16 protein-coding genes and 1 pseudogene are annotated in these 21051 nt (G+C 71.2%); 11 read left to right on the top strand and 6 right to left on the bottom strand.

The features are described from left to right. Positions 1–55: 55 nt before the first annotated feature. Positions 56–838, top strand: coding sequence for a TetR/AcrR family transcriptional regulator (locus NE235_RS06540; protein ID WP_252800041.1), 783 nt, complete (start codon positions 56–58; stop codon positions 836–838). Between the two features lie 7 nt (positions 839–845). Here NE235_RS06540 and NE235_RS06535 read toward each other — a convergent pair whose 3' ends face one another. After that, entirely contained in the window at positions 846–1217 is a 372-nt protein-coding gene (locus tag NE235_RS06535; RefSeq protein WP_252800040.1) for a winged helix-turn-helix transcriptional regulator, read from the bottom strand. A gap of 110 nt (positions 1218–1327) precedes the next feature. Between NE235_RS06535 and NE235_RS06530 the strand changes: the two genes are divergently transcribed. From NE235_RS06530 to NE235_RS37200, 5 genes are all read left to right on the top strand, one after another. After that, complete coding sequence (locus tag NE235_RS06530) at positions 1328–1966, top strand: NAD(P)-dependent oxidoreductase (RefSeq protein WP_252800039.1); 639 nt, start codon at positions 1328–1330, stop codon at positions 1964–1966. A gap of 198 nt (positions 1967–2164) precedes the next feature. Beyond that, positions 2165–2917, top strand: coding sequence for an enoyl-CoA hydratase-related protein (locus NE235_RS06525; protein WP_252800038.1), 753 nt, complete (start codon positions 2165–2167; stop codon positions 2915–2917). Beyond that, positions 2905–3690: a CPBP family intramembrane glutamic endopeptidase gene (locus NE235_RS06520; protein WP_252800037.1), complete on the top strand. Its 786-nt coding sequence runs from the start codon at positions 2905–2907 to the stop codon at positions 3688–3690. The genes NE235_RS06525 and NE235_RS06520 overlap by 13 nt, the downstream gene beginning before the upstream one ends. A 277-nt stretch (positions 3691–3967) precedes the next feature. Next, a complete protein-coding gene (locus tag NE235_RS06515; protein ID WP_252800036.1) occupies positions 3968–4981 on the top strand; it encodes a LacI family DNA-binding transcriptional regulator in 1014 nt (337 codons plus the stop codon). A gap of 80 nt (positions 4982–5061) precedes the next feature. Next, on the top strand, positions 5062–9834 hold the full coding sequence (locus NE235_RS37200) for a glycoside hydrolase family 48 protein (RefSeq protein ID WP_289848280.1): 4773 nt from the start codon (positions 5062–5064) through the stop codon (positions 9832–9834). A gap of 528 nt (positions 9835–10362) precedes the next feature. Here NE235_RS37200 and NE235_RS06500 read toward each other — a convergent pair. Both NE235_RS06500 and NE235_RS06495 read right to left on the bottom strand, forming a co-directional pair. Next, positions 10363–11112 (bottom strand): annotated as a pseudogene (locus NE235_RS06500) (ADP-ribosylglycohydrolase family protein); the annotation flags it as partial. A 113-nt stretch (positions 11113–11225) separates the two neighbouring features. Next, entirely contained in the window at positions 11226–12041 is an 816-nt protein-coding gene (locus NE235_RS06495) for an SAM-dependent methyltransferase (protein WP_252800035.1), read from the bottom strand. A gap of 331 nt (positions 12042–12372) precedes the next feature. Here NE235_RS06495 and NE235_RS06490 point away from each other — a divergent pair, with 331 nt between their 5' ends. From NE235_RS06490 to NE235_RS06475, 4 genes are all read left to right on the top strand, one after another. After that, positions 12373–13212, top strand: a complete 840-nt coding sequence (locus NE235_RS06490; RefSeq protein WP_252800034.1) for a class I SAM-dependent methyltransferase — start codon at positions 12373–12375, stop codon at positions 13210–13212. 39 nt (positions 13213–13251) lie between these two features. After that, a complete protein-coding gene (locus NE235_RS06485; protein ID WP_252800033.1) occupies positions 13252–13878 on the top strand; it encodes a TetR/AcrR family transcriptional regulator in 627 nt (208 codons plus the stop codon). Between the two features lie 83 nt (positions 13879–13961). Beyond that, positions 13962–14894 carry a Ppx/GppA phosphatase family protein gene (locus NE235_RS06480; RefSeq protein ID WP_252800032.1) on the top strand — a complete coding sequence of 311 codons (933 nt, stop codon included), beginning with the start codon at positions 13962–13964 and terminating at the stop codon, positions 14892–14894. A 130-nt stretch (positions 14895–15024) separates the two neighbouring features. Next, the gene (locus NE235_RS06475; protein ID WP_252800031.1) at positions 15025–17133 is read left to right on the top strand and encodes a glycoside hydrolase family 31 protein; all 2109 of its coding nucleotides are present in this window, start codon (positions 15025–15027) and stop codon (positions 17131–17133) included. A gap of 98 nt (positions 17134–17231) precedes the next feature. Here NE235_RS06475 and NE235_RS06470 read toward each other — a convergent pair whose 3' ends face one another. Both NE235_RS06470 and NE235_RS06465 read right to left on the bottom strand, forming a co-directional pair. Further along, on the bottom strand, positions 17232–17378 hold the full coding sequence (locus NE235_RS06470) for a hypothetical protein (protein WP_252800030.1): 147 nt from the start codon (positions 17376–17378) through the stop codon (positions 17232–17234). A gap of 177 nt (positions 17379–17555) precedes the next feature. Beyond that, positions 17556–18854 (bottom strand): helix-turn-helix domain-containing protein, encoded by a 1299-nt coding sequence (locus tag NE235_RS06465; protein ID WP_289848279.1) that lies wholly within the window; start codon positions 18852–18854, stop codon positions 17556–17558. A gap of 444 nt (positions 18855–19298) precedes the next feature. Between NE235_RS06465 and trxA the strand changes: the two genes are divergently transcribed. Beyond that, positions 19299–19658 (top strand): thioredoxin, encoded by a 360-nt coding sequence (gene trxA, locus NE235_RS06460; protein WP_252800028.1) that lies wholly within the window; start codon positions 19299–19301, stop codon positions 19656–19658. A gap of 55 nt (positions 19659–19713) precedes the next feature. Here the strand turns inward: trxA and NE235_RS06455 are convergent, their stop codons facing one another. After that, positions 19714–20784, bottom strand: a complete 1071-nt coding sequence (locus NE235_RS06455; RefSeq protein ID WP_252800027.1) for a sodium:calcium antiporter — start codon at positions 20782–20784, stop codon at positions 19714–19716. Positions 20785–21051 lie beyond the last annotated feature (267 nt).

Raw genomic sequence — 21051 nt, 5'->3', positions numbered from 1 at the left:
GCGGCGATCCGGAATGTTCCACCCGCTTCGACCACACGGACAAGGGTTTCGTGACATGACAGCAGTACCGCCACCCCCCTCCGGGACGGCCGCGCCCGGCGGGCGCGCCGACGCGCGCCGCAACCGGGAGATCGTGCTGCGCACGGCGACGCGCGTGTTCGCCGAGGAGGGGACGGGAGTGTCGCTCGGCCGGATCGCGCAGCGCGCCGGGGTCGGCGCCGGGACCGTCTACCGGCACTTTCCGAGCAAGGAGATCCTCGTCGAGGCGGTGCTCGCCGAGCACATCGACGGCCTGGCGACCGCCGCCGACCGGTGGGCCGCCCGCGCCGCACCCGGTGACGCGCTGTTCGGTTTCCTCCTCGAAGTGATCGATAAGTCGGCGGGTCGGCAGCCGATCTGTGACGCGCTCACCGCCGACCAGGGCTGGCCGCGCGCCGTGCTGGCCGCCGCGGCGCAGCGGTTCCGCGAGGCGCTGGAGCGCCTGCTGCGCGACGCGAAGGAGGCCGGCGCGATCCGTGCCGACGTCCGGGTCGACGATCTGTCCGCGCTGGCCGTCGGCGGCGCCGCGGTGCGTACGGCGCACCGGGATCCGGCGCGCGGCACGCGGCTGGTGCGGTTGCTGCTGGACGGCCTGCGTCCCGGACCCGTCACGAAAGATGGAATCTTCCGTAACGGGCCGGATCCGCGTCACGAAATGGACGCCCCGCGGTACTGCGGTGAATGCGGCGAGCGGCTGCGGGTCAACGCCACCGGGCGGCCACCCCGCTACTGCGGCCCGGCCTGCCGTCAGCGCGCCCACCGGCGCCGTCTCGTCGCGCAGCCGCCGTCACAGCCCTAGAGACCGGTCATAGGGCCGGATCCTGCTCCCGCGCGTCGAGTAGCTCGTCCCAGTGCTCCGCCGCCCACATGCACGCGGTCTTCAGGGGCTCCAGCATGCTGCGTCCCAGCGGCGTCAGCGCGTACTCCACCGCCGGTTTCGGGGCGGCGTGCACCGTGCGTGAGACGAGGCCGTTTCGCTCCAGGCGGCGTAGCGACTGGGTGAGCACCTTCGGGGTGACGCGCTGGAGTGGCACGCGGAGTTCGGAGAACCGGCGGGGGCCGTCTTCCAGGCAGCGGATGATGAGAGCCGCCCACTTGTCGCCGAAGCGGAACGGCAACAGCGAGGACGGGCACAGTTCGTCGAACATGTCGGGAGGCAGCGGCTGACGCTGCGCCATGGCGGTCTCCTGACTCGCGGCGGTGGTCGGTGTCCGGTCTCGGTATCCAGGAGGTAACCGCCCCTCTGGATACCTTCCGGAGCATCGACTCACCGGGAGGTATTCCAAGGATGGGCAGAATCGTGATCTTCGGGGCAGGCGGCCGAGCCGGCCGGCAGGCCGTCGCCGAAGCGCGGCGGCGCGGACACGAGGTCACCGCGGTGGTGCGCGACCCCTCCGGCCACCGCGGCCTGACGGACGGTGGCGTACGGGTCGCCGCCGGCGACGTCACCAACGTGGCGGACGTCGCCGCCCTCGCGGCCGGGCACGACGCGGCGATCAACGCGGCGGCGGTGTACGGCGCGGGCACCGACCCGGACGCCTTCTTCACCGATGCCGCACGCGCCCTGGTCACGGGCTTGCCGCAGGCCGGCGTGGGCAGGCTCGTCGCGGTCGGGCTGTCGGTGTTGCTGCCCGGTCTCGACGGGACCCGGCCGGTGGACGCGCCCGGGTTCCCCGCCGAGTTCCGGCCCTTCTGCCTGGCGCACGCCGCCGGTCTGGAGGTGCTCCGCGCCGAAGGCGGCGCGCTGGACTGGGTGTACGTCAGCCCCGCCGGCGACTTCGACCACGAAGGCGAGCGCACCGGCGCGTACGACATCCGCGACCACGGCGACCCCGCAGCCCGCATCTCCTACGCCGACTTCGCCATCACCCTGCTCGACGAGGCCGAGACCCCACGGCACCAACGCGGCCACCTCGCCGTGACCTGAGGGCATGGTCGGGGCCCGCCCGGCGGTGGGGCGGTGGGCGCCGCTGCAGGGGGACGGCGGCTGCGTAAGATGTGAGCGCGCCGATCACGCGGCAGCGTGCGGCGCCTGAACCGTCACTGTCAGGGCCGGGACGGGTCCTTCTCAGGCCGTGGCCCGGCCATCGGCAGGGGACGCCTCCCGGGCCGTCCGGGGAGGGCCATGGAACCGCTCGTCCGTCTCACCGCCGAGGGCGGGATCGCGACCGTCACCCTCGACTCGCCGCGGAACCGCAACGCGCTGTCGAGCCGGCTCGTCGCCGAACTGCGCGAGACGCTGACCGCGGTGACCGCGGACGACTCCGTACGCGTCGTCGTCCTGACGGGCACCGGCCCGGTCTTCTGCGCGGGCGCGGACCTGAAGGAACAACGGGCGGGCGGGGCGCCGCCGGACGTCCCGGGGCTGCTGACGCTGATCTGGGAGAGCCCGAAACCCGTCGTCGCGCGGCTCAACGGGCCCGCGCGGGCCGGTGGGCTCGGGCTGGTCACCGCCTGTGACATCGCGATCGGGCCGGACACGGCGACGTTCGCGTTCAGCGAGGTGCGGCTCGGCGTGGTGCCCGCCATGATCGCGGTGACCTGCCTGCGCCGCATGGATCCGCGCGCCGCCGCCGAGTACTTCCTGACCGGGGAGGTGTTCGACGCGCGGCGCGCGCAGGAGATCGGGCTGCTGAACCGCGCCGTGCCGCCGGAGGAGCTGGACGCGGCCGTCGCTCACTACACGGGGATGCTGCTGCGCGGCGCGCCGGAGGCCCTCGCCGTCGCCAAGCGGCTGCCGCGCCTGGTCCCGGGCGCGTCGGTGGCGGAGGACTTCGCGCGGATGGCCGAGCTGTCCGCGGAGCGGTTCGCGTCGGAGGAGGCCCGGGAGGGGATCGCGGCGTTCCTGGAGAAGCGCGATCCCCGGTGGATCCCGTGACGGTGGTGGACGTTCGTGCCGAGCCGGTGAGCCGGCGGCTGCTCACCGCAGAGATCTGGGTCGTCTTCGCGGTCTCGCTGGGCGCGAGCGGCGTCCAGGCGCTGCTGCATCTCATCGCCTCGCTCACGGCGCCGAAGGCGCTGTCGCACCAGCAGGCACTGATCGTCGGCTCGTACGCGCCCGGACGGCCCTGGATCGATCTGGCGTTCCAGGTCTTCGGTGTCGCGAGCGCCCTGGCGCCGGTTGCGCTCGTGGCCTACCTGCTGCTCCGCTCGGGGGAGTCCCTGGCGACGATCGGCGTGGACGGGCGGGAACCCGTGCGGGACGGCGTCCGGGGCGCGGCGCTGGCGGCGGTCGTCGGCGGGGCGGGCCTGGGGTTCTACCTCGCCGCGTACTACTCCGGGGCCAACCTCGCCGTCGTGCCGGCCCGGCTGCCGGACGTGTGGTGGCGCGTCCCGGTGCTGCTGCTGTCCGCCGCGCAGAACGGCGTCCTCGAAGAGGTCATCGTCGCGGGCTACCTGCTGCACCGGCTCTCCCAGCTGGAATGGTCGCCGGGACGGGCGCTGACGGTCAGCGCCGTGCTGCGCGGGTCGTACCACCTGTACCAGGGGTTCGGCGGGTTCGCCGGGAACGTGATCATGGGTGTGATCTTCGGGCGGCTGTACCAGCGGTGGGGGCGGGCGGCCCCGCTGATCGTCGCGCACACGCTGATCGACGCCGTGACGTTCGTCGGATACACGTTCCTGCACGGGCACGTGGCCTGGCTGCCCTGAACGCCATCCCTTTCTTCCCCTTTCATCGGTTTTCACGGCCCCGTACGGGGCGTGTCCGGCGGCCGGGCGGGCAACCGGCCTGCTCGCGAGCGCGGACGGACGCGCCGGGATCACCGGCGTGAAACTCGCCGTTTACACGGGCGATACATTCCCCTTGACAACCCTTTCGCGCGCCTTGGATTGTGGGAGCGCTCCCACACCCCCGCCACTCGAGCCACAGCGCCCGAAGGGAGTCATTTCCGTGAACGGAAGGGAACTCTCCGCACCCTCCTGCACCATGGAGACGCCGACACTCGCGCACATCGAGACCCCCACTCTCGCGCACGTCGCCGCTCTCGCCGGAGTCTCGCCCGCCACCGCATCCCGTGTGATCAACGGAACCGCACGGGTCAGCCCGCGCGCCCGTTCCCGCGTCGAAGAGGCCGTGCAACGCCTCGGGTACGTGCGACACCGCGCCGCCCCCGCGGACCGTCGCAGCGGATCGATCGCCGCGGTCGTGTGCGAGGACGACGCCCGTGTCTTCACCGATCAGTTCTTCGCCCGCCTGTTCTCCGGCGTCCGGCGCGAGCTGGGCGACGACCGCGAACTCGTCGTCCTGGTCGTCGGCCGATCCGGCCGCTGGGGCACGGTCGCGGAGTACCTGCGCGGCGGCCGTGCCGACGGCGTCCTGCTGATCAGCGCGCACGGCGCACCCGCGATGGCCCTCCGGCAGACGGGCGTGCCCGTCCTGCTGGCCGGGCGGCCGCTGTGGACGACCCCGCTGCCGTACGTCGACGCCGACAACCGCGGCGGTGCGCGTACCGCCGTGGACTATCTGCTCAGGTGCGGGCGCCAGACGATCGGGACGATCGCCGGGCCGCCCGACCGGGCCGTGGGCGTCGACCGGCTGGCGGGCTACCGGGCCGCCATCGGCGACGCCGGCCTGCCGACCGCCGGCCTGATCACCTACGGTGACCTGCACCAGGCGTCGGGCGAGCACGCGATGAACCGCCTGCTGGACCGCAGGCCCGACATCGACGCCGTGCTGTGCGCGTCCGACCAGATGGCCGTCGGAGCGCTGCGCGCGCTGCGCCGGACCGGGCGCCGGGTCCCCGAGGACGTCGCGGTCGTCGGCTTCGACGACTCGCCGATCGCCGGCCGCGTCCGCCCGCGGCTGACGACCGTACGCCAGCCCATCGAGGACATGGGCGTCCGGATGGCCCGCGAGCTGCTCGGCCGCATCGCCGGGGACGCGTCCTCCGGCCAGGGCGTCGTGCTCAACACGAAGCTCATCATCCGCGACTCCGCGTGATCACCCGGCCGCGCAGGCCGACCCCCTCAGCAGCCGGCCCCGGCGGGCCGGTGGTGCTCCCCGTCAGGAGGAACCCCCTTATGAAGAGACGGCAGAGGTGGCGACCGTTCCTGGTCGTCCTGTCGCTTCTGGCCGGCATGTTCGCCGCCGGCACCGGCGCGCACGCCGCCGACGTGCAGTGCAAGGTCGACTACTCGGTCAACGACTGGGGCTCGGGCTTCACCGCCAACATCACGCTCACCAACCTCGGCCCCGCCATCAACGGCTGGACCCTGAAGTACTCCTACGCCGGCAACCAGAAGCTCAGCCAGGGCTGGAGCGGCAACTGGACGCAGTCCGGCCAGGACGTCACCGTCACCAACCTGAGCTGGAACGGCGCGCTCGCCACGAACGCCTCCGTCAGCTTCGGCGGCAACTTCACCTACAGCGGCACGAACGCCAAGCCGACGTCCTTCTCCGTCAACGGGACCGCCTGTAACGGGGCGCACAAGGCGCCGACCGTGTCGCTGACCAGCCCGGCCGCCGGCGCGACGTACAGCTCGGGCGCGACCATCCCGCTCGCCGCGACCGCGAGCGCCAATGACGGTGCGACGATCAGCAAGGTCGAGTTCTACAGCGACACGACGCTGCTCGGCACCGACACCTCCTCGCCGTACTCCTTCAGCTGGACGAACGTGCCGGCCGGGGACTACTCGCTGTACGCCAAGGCGTACGACAGCCAGGGCGCCACCGCCGAGTCCACGCCGGTCGGCGTGCACGTCGCCAGCGGCCCCGCCGTCGTCGCGAGCCCGACCGCGCTGACCGTCCAGCAGGGCAAGACCGGGACGTTCGGCGTGAAGCTGTCCAGCCAGCCGTCCGGCAACGTGACCGTCACGGTCGCGCGGGACAGCGGCAACACCGGCCTCACGGTCTCCTCGGGCGGCACGCTGACCTTCACCCCGTCCAACTGGTCGACCGCGCAGAACGTCACGATCAGCGCGGACTCCTCCGGCACGGGCGCGGCGACCTTCACCGCCAAGGCGACGGGGTACGACACCGCGAGCGTCACCGTCACCGAGATGAAGTCCAACGGCGCGTACGAGGACCGCTTCCTCACGCTCTACAACAAGATCACCGACCCGGCCAACGGCTACTTCAGCAAGGAGGGCATCCCGTACCACTCGGTCGAGACGCTCATGGTCGAGGCGCCGGACCAGGGCCACGAGACCACCTCCGAGGCGTACAGCTACCTGATCTGGCTGCAGGCGGTGTACGGGAAGGTCACCGGCGACTGGAGCAAGTTCAACAACGCGTGGGCGGTCATGGAGAAGTACATGATCCCGTCGCACGCGGACCAGCCGACCAACAGTTACTACGACCCGAGCAAGCCGGCGACGTACGCGGCCGAGCACGACCTGCCGGAGCAGTACCCCTCGCAGATCGACTCGGGCGTCACCTCCGGTAAGGACCCGATCGCCGCGGAGCTGAAGTCCGCCTACGGCACCGACGACGTCTACGGCATGCACTGGCTGCAGGACGTCGACAACGTCTACGGCTACGGCGACACGCCCGGCGGTGGCTGCGAGGAGGGCCCGAACACCAAGGCGCCGTCCTTCATCAACACCTACCAGCGCGGCCCGCAGGAGTCGGTGTGGGAGACGATCCCGCAGCCGACCTGCGACAAGATGGCCTACGGCGGCAAGAACGGCTACCTGGACCTGTTCATCAAGGACTCCAGCTACGCCAAGCAGTGGAAGTACACCGACGCCCCGGACGCCGACGCGCGCGCCATCCAGGCCGCGTACTGGGCCGACACCTGGGCCAAGCAGCAGAACAAGGGCTCGGACGTGTCCGCCACGGTCGCCAAGGCGGGGAAGATGGGCGACTACCTGCGGTACTCCTTCTTCGACAAGTACTTCAAGAAGATCGGTAACTGCACCAGCCCGAGCTGCCCGGCCGGGACCGGCAAGGACAGCGCCCACTACCTGCTGTCGTGGTACTACGCCTGGGGCGGCGCGACCGACACCAGCGCCGGCTGGGCCTGGCGGATCGGCGACAGCGCCTCGCACTCCGGCTACCAGAACCCCATGGCGGCGTACGCCCTCACGAACGACTCGGCCATGGCGCCGAAGTCCACGACCGGCACGGACGACTGGAAGAAGAGCCTGCAGCGGCAGCTGGAGTTCTACCGCTGGCTGCAGTCCTCCGAAGGCGCCATCGCCGGTGGGGCGACCAACAGCTGGGGCGGCGCGTACGGCACACCGCCGTCCGGCGACTCCACCTTCTACGGCATGGCCTACGACTGGCAGCCGGTCTACCACGACCCGCCGAGCAACCAGTGGTTCGGCTTCCAGGCGTGGTCGATGGAGCGGGTCGCCGAGTACTACTACGCCAGCGGTGACACCACCGCCAAGACCGTGCTGGACAAGTGGGTGGCGTGGGCCACGGCCAACACCACGCTGAACCCCGACGGGACGTTCCAGATCCCCTCGACCCTGCACTGGAGCGGCCAGCCCGACACCTGGAACGCGTCCAGCCCCGGCTCCAACTCCGGCCTGCACGTCACGATCGCCGACTACACCAACGACGTCGGCGTGGCCGCGGCGTACGCCAAGACCCTGGCCTACTACGCGGCCAAGTCCGGGGACACGACGGCCCGGTCGACCGCGCAGACGCTGCTCGACGACATGTGGACGAACAACCAGGACGGGATCGGCATCGCGGTGCCGGAGACCCGTACGGACTACAACCGGTTCACGCAGCCGTACAGCACCTCCAACACCAACCACGACGGCGTGTACGTGCCCTCCGGCTGGACCGGCACGATGCCGAACGGCGACAAGATCGACAGCAACGCGACGTTCCTGTCGATCCGCTCCTGGTACAAGCAGGACCCCTCCTGGTCGAAGGTCCAGTCGTACCTGAACGGCGGAGCGGCGCCGGTCTTCACCTACCACCGGTTCTGGGCGCAGGCGGACATCGCGATGGCGATGGCGACCTACGGCCAGCTCTTCAACCAGAGATCCACCGCTCCGGGGGCGCCGTCCCGCGCCCCCGGAGCCGTACTCCTCATCGACCCTCTGCCCCGCCCCCGGAGCCGTTCCGACCCCCGGAAGCGCTCCCGAACCGTCCGAGGAGGACAACCCTTGTTGAGATTCAACCCCCGCCGCGGCGTCGCGCTGCGGATGGACCGGGTGGGCGTGGCGATCGCCGCGCTCCTGCTCGGCCTCGTATCCGTGCTGTTCGGCATGGGCCGGGCCCACGCGGCCGCCGGCTGCAAGGTGACCTACTCGGTGAACCAGTGGAGCAACGGCTTCACCGCGAACATCGGGCTCACCAACCTCGGCGACTCGCTGAGCTCCTGGACGCTGGAGTGGGACTTCGCCGGGAACCAGCAGGTCACCCAGGGCTGGAGCGGCACGTACTCCCAGTCCGGCAAGCACGTCACCGTGAAGAGCCTGTCCTACAACGGCAGCCTCGCCACCAACGCGTCGACGTCGCTCGGCTTCAACGCCTCCTACTCCGGGACGAACGACGCCCCGACGTCCTTCAAGGTGAACGGCACCACCTGCAACGGAACTCCGGGTGGCGGCGGCCCGACGGACACGCCGACGCCCACCGTGACGCCTACCGACCCCGGGTCGGGCGGACCGCACGCCGACAACCCGTTCTCCGGCGGCAAGGGCTACGTCAACTCCGAGTGGTCCGACCAGGCCAAGAACGACGGCGGCAGCGCGATCGCCAACCAGCCGACCGCCGTGTGGCTGGACCGGATCGCGGCGATCAACGGGGTGAACGGCGGGATGGGGCTGAAGGCCCACCTCGACGCCGCGGTGGCGCAGGGCGCGAGCTACGCGCAGTTCGTCATCTACGACCTGCCGGGACGTGACTGCGCGGCGCTGGCCTCCAACGGTGAACTCGGCCCGACGGACATCGGCCGTTACCAGACCGAGTACATCGACCCGATCGCCTCGATCATGAGCGACTCGAAGTACAAGAACCTCAAGATCATCACCTACATCGAGCCCGACTCGCTGCCGAACCTGGTCACGAACGTCAGCGGCAACACCGCGACCACCCAGTGCCAGACGATGCAGCAGAACGGCAACTACGTGAAGGGCGTCCAGTACGCGCTGAACAAGCTGCACGCGATCAGCAACGTCTACACCTACATCGACGCCGGCCACCACGGCTGGCTCGGCTGGGATAGCAACCTGGGCCCCGCCGCGCAGCTGTTCGCCACGGTCGCGAAGGGCACCACGGCGGGCGTCAACAGCGTCGACGGTTTCGTCATCAACACCGCCAACTACTCGCCGACCACCGAGCCGTACCTGCCGGTCAACTCCCAGACCCGCGCGTCGACCTGGGTGGACTGGAACTACTACGTGGACGAGTCGAGCTTCGGCGCGGCCTTCCGGCAGCAGCTGATCTCCGACGGCTTCCCGTCGAGCATTGGCATGGTGATCGACACCTCCCGCAATGGCTGGGGCGGCGCGAACCGGCCAACCGGCCCGAGCACGGCGAGTGACATCAACACCCAGGTCAACGCCGAGCGCGTCGACCGCCGGCCGCACGTCGGCGACTGGTGCAACCAGGCCGGCTCCGGTCTGGGCGCCCGGCCGACCGCCGCTCCGGCCTCCGGCTTCGACGCCTACGCGTGGGTCAAGCCGCCGGGCGAGTCCGACGGGGCGAGCAGCAGCATCCCGAACGACGAGGGCAAGGGCTTCGACCAGATGTGCGACCCGAGCTACGGCGGGAACGTGCGCAACAACAACAACCCGTCCGGTGCCATGCCGAACGCGCCGCTGTCCGGCCACTGGTTCTCCGCGATGTTCCACCAGCTCCTGCAGAACGCCTACCCGCCGGTGCAGTAGGACCCCGGCCGCCATGACGCGGGCCTGACCCGCGCCACCGACGCCGGGCGGAGGCGGTGCCTCATGCCGCCTCCGCCCGGCCCACCACACGACGAGCCGATATTCGCCCGGGAGGACCTCCTCAGGGCGATCGATGGACTGGGCGCCGGGGTCGGAACCTAACGGTGGGAGCGCCGTGACCCCGGCGCCCTTTCGTCGTTTCCGGAATTCCCCGATCCGGCGGCAACCTTTCGCGAACCTGGGGCGACTGGAGGGATAGAACGCCGGGGCCGCCACCGAACGGTGTGGGAGCGCCGGGTGGCCCCGGCGTCCTACCTCGGCACGCCCCAGCGGGGCGCGTCCCGGCACCGACGCCCGTGCGGGCGGCCGGCCGGAGGATTCGGTCCGGTGACGGCCGTGGTGCTTCAGCGGCCCGCGCCGGGCTCCGCGACCCAGGTGGGCAGGGGCTCGCGGGCCGTCCGCCAGGCCGGGGGGGATCCCCCCGGCCCCGGTATGGGCCGCGACGATGCCGCCGGTGATCGCGGCGGTCGTGTCGATGTCTCCGCCGACGGCCACGCAGGTGCGCACGGCCCGCTCGTAGTCGGAGAGATGACGGACCGCGGCCCACAGGCAGAATGGAACGGTGTCCGCGGCGAGGACGCGGGACCCGTTGCCGAGTTCGTACGCGGCCTCCTCGCGGGTCCGGCCGAGCAGCCCGGCCGCCCGGCGGACGCCGTCGTGCACGGACCCGCGCGGAGTGTGCTCGAGGACGGCGTCCAGCAGCCCGTCGGCGTCACCGCGCACGGCGTACGAGGCCGCGACGGCGACGGCGACCGCGCCGGCGATGCCCTCGGGGTGCGCGTGCGTGACGACGGCCGAGGCGGCCGCCTCCAGCGCGGCGCGTTCGAGGTCACCGGGGTAGTAGGCGCCGAGGGGAGCGACGCGCATGGCGGCCCCGTTGCCCATCGATCCCCGGCCGCCGAACTGGGCGGGGGAGGCCGTACGCCAGGACTCGCCGTCGCGCAGCGCGCGCAGGAGGACGACAGTGCCCGGCCCGTACCCGCGGTAGGGGTCGTAACGCGTCGCGAAGGCGGCGGCGAGGGCGTCCCGGTCCACCTCGCCGTGCCGGCGCAGGACGTCGAGGAGGTTGCAGGCCATCTCGGTGTCGTCCGTCCACGGCCACGGGCCGGGCGGCACCGCCGTCTCGTCGAGGAGCAGCGGCCGGTTCTCGGTGGCGAAGAACTGGGCGCCGAACGCGTCGCCGACGGAGAGCCCGGCGAGGGAGGCGAGAGCGATCATCGCCCGTCACGGTAGCGGACGCCGGACGGGGCTTACTACGTAAAGGCCGTCGGCCGGGCGGCTCTGCCGGAATCCGACGGTCGGGTTCGCGAGGCTCAGGGTTCGTGTAAGGCTCAGGGCTTGCGGGCGACGCCGCCGAGGGTCGCGACCTCGCGCGGCGGGCCGAACGGGTCCGGCTCGGGCCGCCATCGCTGGATCGGCACGATGCCCGGCTCGACCGGCTCGAGGCCGGCGAAGAAACCGCTGATCTGCTCCGGCGTCCGAAGGTGGTAGGGGATCGCGCCGCTGTCCTTGTAGCGCCGGCTCGCCTCCCGATGGTCCGCTCCGACGTCGATGCTGTCGGCGAGCGCGAGGAAGCTGCCGGAGGGGAGTGCGTCCATCAGCCGCCGGACGATCGACCGGGCCTCCTCGTAGTCGTCGAGATGGCCCAGCACGCCCATGAACATCAGCGCGACGGGGCGGGTCAGGTCGAGCGTGGCGGCCGCCGCCTTGACGATCCTCTCGGGCTCGCGCATGTCGGCGTCGACGTAGTCGGTCCTGCCCTCGGCGGAACTCGTCAGCAGCGCGCGGGCGTGCGCGAGGACCAGGGGGTCGTTGTCGACGTAGACGATCCGGCAGCCGGAGGCGACGCGCTGCGCCACTTCATGGGTGTTGTCGACCGTCGGCAGACCGGTGCCCACGTCGAGGAACTGCCGGATGCCCTCCTCGCCCGCCAGGTGCCGTACGGCGCGGGCGAGGAAGTGCCGGGACGCGCGGGCGGTGTCGACGATGCCGGGGAAGATCTCCCGGTACTGGTCGCCGGCCGCGCGGTCGACCGGATAGTTGTCCTTGCCGCCCAGCCAGTAGTTCCACACCCGGGCGGAGTGCGGGACGCTCGTGTCGATCTCCGGCGTCGGCGCCGGTTCGGGGCTGGTGGAGCTCTCGTTCACGGGCGTCCCTCGCTGCCGTCCGATGGGCCTGGTCCTTATCCTGCCGGTTCCTCCCGTTCGTCGCGATCATCGTCTGGCAGTGCGGACGGAAGGCCGGACGAGATGCTCGGCGGAGCGACCCGACATGCGGGGAAATGCTGCTTGTTGGGGGAGCTGTCGTTCGGATGCGGTGGTGTTCATCGCGCTATTTCGCGCATCCCGCCGCCCGTCTCCGCCCGGACCCCCCGGCGTCTCCCGAGCCTTGCGGCCTTGACGCGTGTCGTCGGCCGGTCCACCATGAACATGTGTTCATGAACATGCGTTCATAACGTCGGAAGAGGGAGAAGCGCTGATGTCACGGATCGTCAACACCGCCCAGGCCGAGGCGTGGAACGGGTACGAGGGGGAGCACTGGGCCGATCACGACGACCGGTACGACGCCGTGAACAGCGGAGTCAACCGCTTCATCCTGGACGCGGCGGCGATCGGGGAGCGGGACCGCGTGCTGGACATCGGCTGCGGCAACGGGCAGCTGACACGACTCGCCGCCCGTACGGCCCGGTCCGGCCGGGTCCACGGGATCGACCTGTCCGCCCCCATGCTCGCCAGGGCCCGCTCCCGCGCGGCCGAGGAGGGCCTGGCCAACGTGACGTTCGAGCGGGCGGACGTCCAGGTCCACGCGTTTCCGGCGGACGGCTTCGACGCGGCGATCAGCCGGTTCGGCGTGATGTTCTTCGCCGATCCGGTCGCCGCGTTCGCCAACGTCGGCCGCGCACTACGGCCGGACGGGCGCCTCGCCTTCGTGTGCATGACCGGGCTCGAAGGCACCGACCTGGGCACCGTCTTCGGGGCGATGGCCCCTCATCTGCCGCGGCCCACCGGGCCCGACGGCACCGGCCCGACGTCGTTCGCGGACCCCGCGCGCGTACGGCAGGTGCTGACCGACGCCGGATTCGGAGAGATCGGCTGCAGTCGCGTCGAGGCGGACCAGACCTGGGGCCGGGACGTCGCCGACGCCGCCGAGTTCATCCGTGGCTGGGGACCGGTCAGGCACCACCTGCGCCAGGCGAGCCCCGAGGCCGCCGCCCGGGCGAGCGACGCCCTCACGACCGCGCTGCGGCCCTTCGCCGGGCCCGGCGGCGTACGGCTCCGCGGCGCGGCATGGCTCGTGACCGCCCGGCGCCCCGCCTGATCGGCCGCCCGGCCCGGCGGCTCACTACGATGCGTGCCGATGGCACCGAGAAGAGCGGCGGCGCTCCGCGGCGGCGGCGGAGAGCAGAGCCTGCGCGCACACCTGATCGTCACGGCCGAGCGTCTGATCGCCGAGCGCGGCACCGCCGGGCTCACCGTACGCGCGATCGCCCGGGCGGCAGGGGTGGCCGACGGGGTGCTCTACAACCACTTCGCCGACAAGGAGGAGTTGCTGGCCCACGCCTTGCGGGCGCGGGTGCGGGCGGTCGAGCGCGGTCTCGGCGAACTGCCCGAGCCGGGCAGCGGCACGATCGAGGGCAACCTGCGCACCTACCTCGCTCACGGTCTGGACCTACACCGGGCGATCCTCCCGGCGTTCGCCGGGCTGCTCGCCCAGCCCGAGGTCCTGGCGAGGTTCGCCGACCTGACGAGGCCGGATGACGACTGGCGGGACCGGTTGATCGACTACCTGCGCGCCGAGCGGGACCTGGGGCGCCTGGCCCCGCAGGCGCCGGTGGAGCCGGCGGTGCGGATGATGGTCGGCGTCTGCCACGAGGCGATCCTGTCCCTGTTGCTGCGCCGCTCCGAGGACCCGGACGCCGCTCCCGTTCCGCAGGACGAGATCGACGCCGTGGTCACCGCCGTACTGCGCGGCATCGGCCGCTGAGCGGGCACGGTCGATCGGCGCCCGGCCGGGTCCGGCCGGACGCCGCCGGGCGTGCCGGGGCGATGGGCCGGTAACGTGCGGCCATGAGACTCGGTGTCCTGGATGTCGGATCGAACACCGTTCACTTGCTGGTGGTCGACGCGCATCACGGCGCGGCGCCGCTGCCCGCCTTCTCCCACAAGATCGAGATGCGGCTGGCCGCGCACCTGGAGGGCGACCGGTTGTCCAAGGAGGGCGCGGCGCTGCTGCAGAGTTTCGTCGCGGACGCCGTGCGCGTCGCCGAGGACAAGGGGGTCGAACGGCTCATCGGGTTCGCCACCTCGGCGGTCCGCGAGGCGGTCAATGGTGAGGACGTCCTCGCGAAGGTGCGGGCCGAGAGTGGCGCGGACCTCCGGGTGCTTCCCGGGGACGAGGAGGCGCGGCTGACCTTCCTGGCGGCCCGCCGGTGGTTCGGCTGGTCGGCGGGCCGGCTGCTGCTCCTGGACATCGGCGGCGGTTCGCTGGAGATCGCCGCGGGTGCCGACGAGGACCCCGACTTCGCGACGTCCGTGCCGCTGGGAGCGGGGAGGCTGACCCGTGACTGGTTCACCGCGGATCCGCCGCCGCCCGATGAGGTGCGCGCGCTGCGCAAGTACGTCCGGGCGGCGATCGCCCGCGAGGTCCCCGGGGTGACCCGGCGTGGCATGCCGGACCACGCGGTGGCGACCTCCAAGACGTTCAAGCAGCTCGCCCGGATCGCCGGCGCGGCGCCGACCGGTCAGGGGCCGCTGGTCCAGCGGGTGCTCAGCCACGCGGACCTCATCGAGTGGGCCGAGCGGCTGGCCGGGATGAGCGTGGCCGAGCGCGCCGGGTTGCCGGGGGTGTCGCCGGGCCGGGCGCCGCAACTGGTCGCCGGCGCGATCGTCGCGGACGCCGCGATGGACCTGTTCGAACTGTCCGAGGTCATGATCTGCCCGTGGGCGCTGCGGGAGGGCGTCATCCTGCGGCATCTCGACACGTTGCCCGAGTCGGCCTGACCGAGGGAGCACACGTCATCACCTCAAACGTTGACATGTGAGCGTTTGCGGCCAAAACTGAGCACGATCGATCATGATCAGGGTTCGGAACGGGGGAGCCGGCCCGCCGACTCCTCTCGGGAGGTACCGGGTGCTGTCATGGCGTGACCGACCGGTCGCGATCGCCGTCTCTCTCGCAACGCTGACGCTGGGCTCCCTCGCCGCGATGCCCGCCGCGGACGCCGGCACGAACGCCGCCGCCCGTCCGCGGGTGACCCACGATGCCCGCTCGGTGACCCTCAGGGTGCCGGCATCGGCCGGAGCGCCGGGGTACTCCGTCAAGGTCGCCACCGATTCCCTGTCCATCACGACCACGCGGGGCGGGCACACGGTCCTGGCCACCGCGGGCGGTACGACCGGCGGCCTCCGCTTCCGCGCCGACGGCGCCTGGCAGCGGGCCACCAAGGTCACCGGCTGGTCCTGGAAGAACGGCGTGCTGCGCCTCGACGCCGCCACCACGCGGGACGGCGTCACCGCCGAGGCGCTGATCACCCCGAAGTCCGACCGTTACGCCCTGTCCTGGGACGTCAAGGGCGGCGGCGCCGACCGGCTGGGCCTGGCCTTCGACCTGAGATCCGCGGGTCACTGGTACGGCCACGGCGAGACGGCTACCCCGGGCGGCGGCCCGTACACCGACCAGCCGTGGCCGCTCGACGCCGGAAACGTGCACGACGACGCCTTCGGGCCGGCGTCGTACGAGGTGGTCGACCCGTTCTGGTACACCTCCAGCGCCACCGGGCTGCTCGTCGACACCGGCGAGGTCATGGACGTCGCCATCAACGACGCGAACGACGGCCTCGGCCGCTTCACCGTCGACTCGGGCGGCACCTACAACGCCACCGTCTTCGTGGAGGCGAACCCCTTTGAGGTGTACCGCGACCACACCGGCGTCGTCGGCAGGCCGGCCAAGAGCGACGCCACGTACAGGCAGTTCGCCGAGCCGCTGTGGAACTCCTGGGCGCAGTTCTACACGAACGTGGACCAGGCGAAGCTCCTGGACTACGCCCAGCGGCTGCACGACAACGGCATCCCCGGGCACACCATCCAGCTCGACGACCGGTGGGAGTCCAACTACGGGAACCTGACCTTCGACACGCGGACCTTCCCCGACGCCCGCGCGATGTCGGACAGGATCCACGCGATGGGCTACGACTTCGGCATCTGGGTCACCCTGTGGATCAACCTGGACTCCACCAACTACCGGTACGCCGCCGACCACGGCTACCTGCTGAAGGACAAGGCCGACCCGACCAGGCCGTGCACGGTGAGCTGGTGGAACGGCACCGCCGGCATCGTCGACCTGGCCGACCCCGAGGCCAAGGCCTGGTACGTCGGGAACCTGAAGAAGCTGATGAGCACCTACCGGGTGGACGGCTTCAAGTTCGACACCCGCTTCTTCGACGACTCCTGCGCGCCCGACGAAGGCTACGGGCGCGCCGACTACCAGCGACTCGGCGCGCAACTGGCCGACCAGTTCGACCTGCAGGGCGCCGGCATCCGCGTGCACTGGAGCGGGTCGCAGCAGACCGGCTTCGTCATCCGCCAGGTCGACAAGGGGACCGGCTGGGAATCCCTCGCCGCCGCGGTGTCGCAGAACCTCGCGATCTCCACGATCGGCTACCCGTTCGTCGAGACCGACATGGTCGGCGGCTCGCTGGGTCAGCCAGCCCCGGCCAAGGAGGTCCTCATCCGGTGGGCGCAGGCGTCCTCGCTCATGCCGCTGATGTACTCCTCTACATCACCCGCCGGGACCAACGACACGACGACCGGCAAGCCGGTCTCCTACGACCGGGAGACCATCGACCGGTACCGCGACGCCGTTCGCGCGCACGGCAGGCTCGCGCCCTACATCTGGGACCAGGTGAAGCACAGCGTCGCCACCGGCGACCCGATCATGCGGCCGCTGTTCTTCGACTTCCCGAGGGACGCGGCGGCGTACACGGTGAAGGACGAGTGGATGCTCGGCCCGGCCGTCCTCGCCGCGCCAAAGCTGAGCAGCGGCGCGACCCGTGACGTGTTCCTGCCGACGGGAAGGTGGTTCGACGTCAACCGCGGCAGGGTCGTCCGGGGCCCGACGACCCTGCGCGGCTACCGCGTGCCGCTGGACGTGACCCCGGCGTTCGTCGACGTGAGGGCCGCGGGCGCCGCCAAGGCGATCGGCGCGCTCAGGCGCACGGGCGTCGCGCCGGGAGCCCGCTGACCGGACCGCCGTCGCCCGGTGGTCGCCTCCCGATGGTCCGGAGACGCGGTGAACAAGGCCGGGGCGGGCCGGGAGACGCCCGGCCCGCCCCGCGGTCGTCAGCGGTGGTGGACCACGTGGTGGTGGACGACGTGGTGGTGCACCACCGTGTGGTGGTGGTGAGAGTGGCCGCAGGCCGACAGCGCGAGCAACGCCGGCACGAGCCCCACGACCACCACCGTCGCCAGCCGGATCCGCCGAACCATCACGTCTTCCTCCGAGAGTCGTGCCCTCAGGTTCCGTCCGGCTTTCCCGGAGGAACCCTTCATGAACAAGAACACAGACGTGCCGTGGCGCTGATCGGTTCCGGTCGATCTCTCATCGGCCGGCGCCCTCCCGGCGTTTCGCGGTCGTGCCGGCGTTCCGTGGTCGTGATGTCGCGGTCACAGCCCCATGCAGGCGAGGGCTCGCTGGAACGCGACCTTCTGGCCGTCGGCCTGGCCCGCCGCGCCCAGCAGCTCCGCCAGGTCGAACCAGGCGCGCGCCGCGGGCCGGTGCGCCTCCATCTTCTCCAGGTAGTCGACCGCCTGGAACAGGGCGGCCACCGCCTCCTCCCGCTGGCCGAGGCATGCCTGCGCCTCCGAGAGCACCGTGTAGGCCTCCGCGATGTCCTGGCCGGCGGTGTCACTGAGCAGATCGGCCGCCCGCCGGGCCAGGCTCGCCGCCTCCACGGGGTTGCCGAGGATGATCTCCGCGCGAGCCTGGTGCAGCAGGCAGGAGGCGAGGTCGACGGTGCTCGTCGCGGTGGACTCCATCTCGCGCTGCGCCTGCCGGAGCACCTTGAGTGCCTCCTCCGCCCGGTCCGGCCGCGCGCAGAGCAGGAAGTGACCGTAGGCCCCCCGGAGCCGGCTCAGGTTCCGGGCGTCGTCCTCCTCGCCCAGGAGCGCGATGGCGCGCTCGGCCAACTTGAGCGCGCCCGGCGCGTCGCCGCTGAGCTCGGCCGCCCATGCGGCGTTCCAATAGGCGGCCATCCGCGCCTTGGGCGTGCCGATGGCCTCCGCCCGCACGGTCAGCATGTCGGCGAACTGGCGCGCGTAGGCGAGATCACCGCGATAGATGTACGCCCCGAGGATCGTCGAGCCGAGCATCACCATCGCGTCGGTCCACTGGCCGCCCATCGCGGTGAGCTGATCGAGGGCCTTCTCGCCGACCTGGATGCTGGTCGTCAGGTCACCGAGCTCCCGGTGACAGCGGATCAGCGCGGTGTGGACCTTGGCCCACTGGTCGGGCTCGGTGGTGGGGGAGATCATCCTCGCCGCGCGTTCCAGCTCGCCGAGCGCCTCCTTCAGTGCGCCGGTCGCCTCCAGCGCGAGGGCGTGCCCCCAGCACGCTTCGTGTTCGAGCCCGGGAATATCGGTCACGGCGGGGTGCGCCGATACCTCGGCGAAACGGATGCGTGCCTCGTCGGCCGCGCCGTTCTCCAGAGCGATGTGCGCGTAACGCAGGGTTTCCCGGAGACCGGCGATCGCTTCCTCGCTGACTCCTGTCAGCAGATATGACTCAGAGCAGTCGAGCTTGCGCGCCAGCAACGCGATCATACTCGGCGCCGGCGTGCGCTTGCCGCTCTCGATGAGTGAGACGTAGCTGTCGGAGAGTTCCGGCCAGGCGAGCTGTGCCTGAGAGAGGTTCTTGCGCAGCCGCAAAGACCGAATCCGTTCACCGAGTGATTCTTGCTCTGGCATCTCGCCCGCCTCTAGAAGAAAATGACACTGCCACAGGAAAGGATAAGAAAGAATGTCACGTCTGCGCAGGGTCATAGCGCTGGTAGTTGTTTCAACTGTTGGGTCACTGATCGTAAGCGGGATGGCCGGTTCCGTTACATCGGAGTCCGCCGCGTCGGCCGGGTCGGCGGCCTCGGTAGCGGTGGCGCTGGCCATACCGGCACCGGGCGGTCTCGTGTGCTGCTGACCGGCGTCGAACCGCGTTCTGAGTGACGAGCGGAACGTTCGGATTCGTGGCGGGGGCGATCCGCCGGGTGGTCGCCCCCGCGAATCCGAAGGCTTCCAGGTGATGCCGCTCCACGGGCCGGGTCGTGCGGGCGTGCTGGAATCACCGTCCCCACCGCGGTGTTGTCGAGTGACATGGCGGCCCGACGGGTCGCCGGTATCCAATGACGAGGAGCTTCAATGGCCACGACGACACTGACGGCCGAGAACTTCGACAAGACGGCGAGCGGCGACGGCATCGTGCTGGTCGACTTCTGGGCGAGTTGGTGCGGGCCGTGCCGGATGTTCGCGCCGATCTACGAGGAGGCTTCGGTCAAGCACGAGGACGTCGTCTTCGGCAAGGTCGACACCGAGGCCGAGCAGGAGCTGGCCGAACGCTTCGATATCAGGTCGATCCCGACCATCATGGCGATCCGTGACGGGGTCATCGTGTTCGCCCAGCCCGGCGCGCTTCCCGCCGAGTCGCTGGAGAGCCTGATCGAGCAGGTCCGCGCCCTCGACATGGACGACGTGCGCAGCCGCCTGGCGAAGAAGTCCTGACGCAGGCGGACGGAACGCCGGCCGGGCCGGCCGGCGTTCCGCCGCGGTCCGCCGATCAGGACAGGATCGGGATCAGGCAGAGGCCGAAGACCGCGTAGAAGGCGGCCGCCACGGTCAGCGACCGGGCGTTCAGCCGGCCGCTCCGCAGCATCGCCAGCAGGTAGACCATGGCCGCCATCGTCACCACGCCGGCCAGGAGCAGCGCGGAGTCGAACCGCCAGCGCGTGAACAGGATGCCCAGCCCGGACGGCACGGTGGCCTGGATCATCATCGCGCCGCTGATGTTCGCCAGCGCGAGGGGCGTCTTGCCCTGGCGGACCCAGATGATCGCGTTCATGATCTCGGGCAGTTCGGTGGCGATGGGGGAGAGCAGCAGGGCGGTCACCGCCGCCGGCAGGCCGATCATCGGGCCGATTACGTCGAGCTGGTGGACGAACAGCTGCGACGCGAAGAAGATGATCATCAGGGTCACGAGGGTCTGCGTGACGACCGCCCAGGTCGCGGGCACCTCGCGACGGCGCTGCAGGAGCAGCGGCTCGAGGTCGGCGCCGTCGCCGCCCTCACCGCCGTCGCGCAGCTCCCGCCAGAAGTAGACGGCGTACGCGCCGAAGAACACCAGGCCGAGCCAGGGCTTGAACGCGAAGGCGACCAGTCCCAGCGCCACCTTCACGACGAAGATCGCGAGGAACCAGCGCTGGTCGCGGGCGAGCTTGCGGATGTCGCCGAGGTCGTCCCGATCCGTACCGCCGGCCGGGGTCTCGGGCGGCGCGGCGGTCATGACCCCGCCGCCGACGGGCGCGGCCGTACGGGCGGCGGCCTGGACCTTCCGCCGCCTCGTCAGCAGCACGAATCCCGTCACGCCATAGGCGACGGTGGCCAGGGCCAGGGGACCGCCCATCGCCGCGCCGACGCCGATGTCCTTTTGCTGGGCACCTGAGCCGAACACCACGGCGACGAAGGTGACGACGCTCTCCGGGAGCGCCGTGCCGAACGCGGCCAGCAGGGTTCCGACGGCGAGCGGTCCGACCTTCAGGCGGACACCGAGCCACTCCACGGCGTTGACGAACCACTCACAGGACAGGTAGATCGCAACGGCGCAGGCCAGCAGGATCACGACGTGAAGCATGTGTTCCTCGAGAATCGGGCCACCGTGAGACAGAGAGACGACCTCGGCTCACGGTGACAGGGGTCACCGACGGCCGAAGGTCTCGTCCACCCCTGTCGTGGGGCCCGGGCACCGGGAGCTGGAGCGCTCCAGTATGTCGACGACCGGCCGGCGGGACTACTCCCCTTCGCGGCGCCCAGCTTACTCGACCAGGAAGGGCTTCGGTTCCACCCGCAGGAGTGCCCTGATTCCGCGATACTCGTTCGGTTACGCACCCTTGTCCCGATC

This window comes from Actinoallomurus spadix (assembly GCF_024055725.1).
GTDB classification, from domain to species: domain Bacteria; phylum Actinomycetota; class Actinomycetes; order Streptosporangiales; family Streptosporangiaceae; genus Actinoallomurus; species Actinoallomurus spadix.
This window is presented reverse-complemented; position numbering and strand designations above follow the sequence as displayed.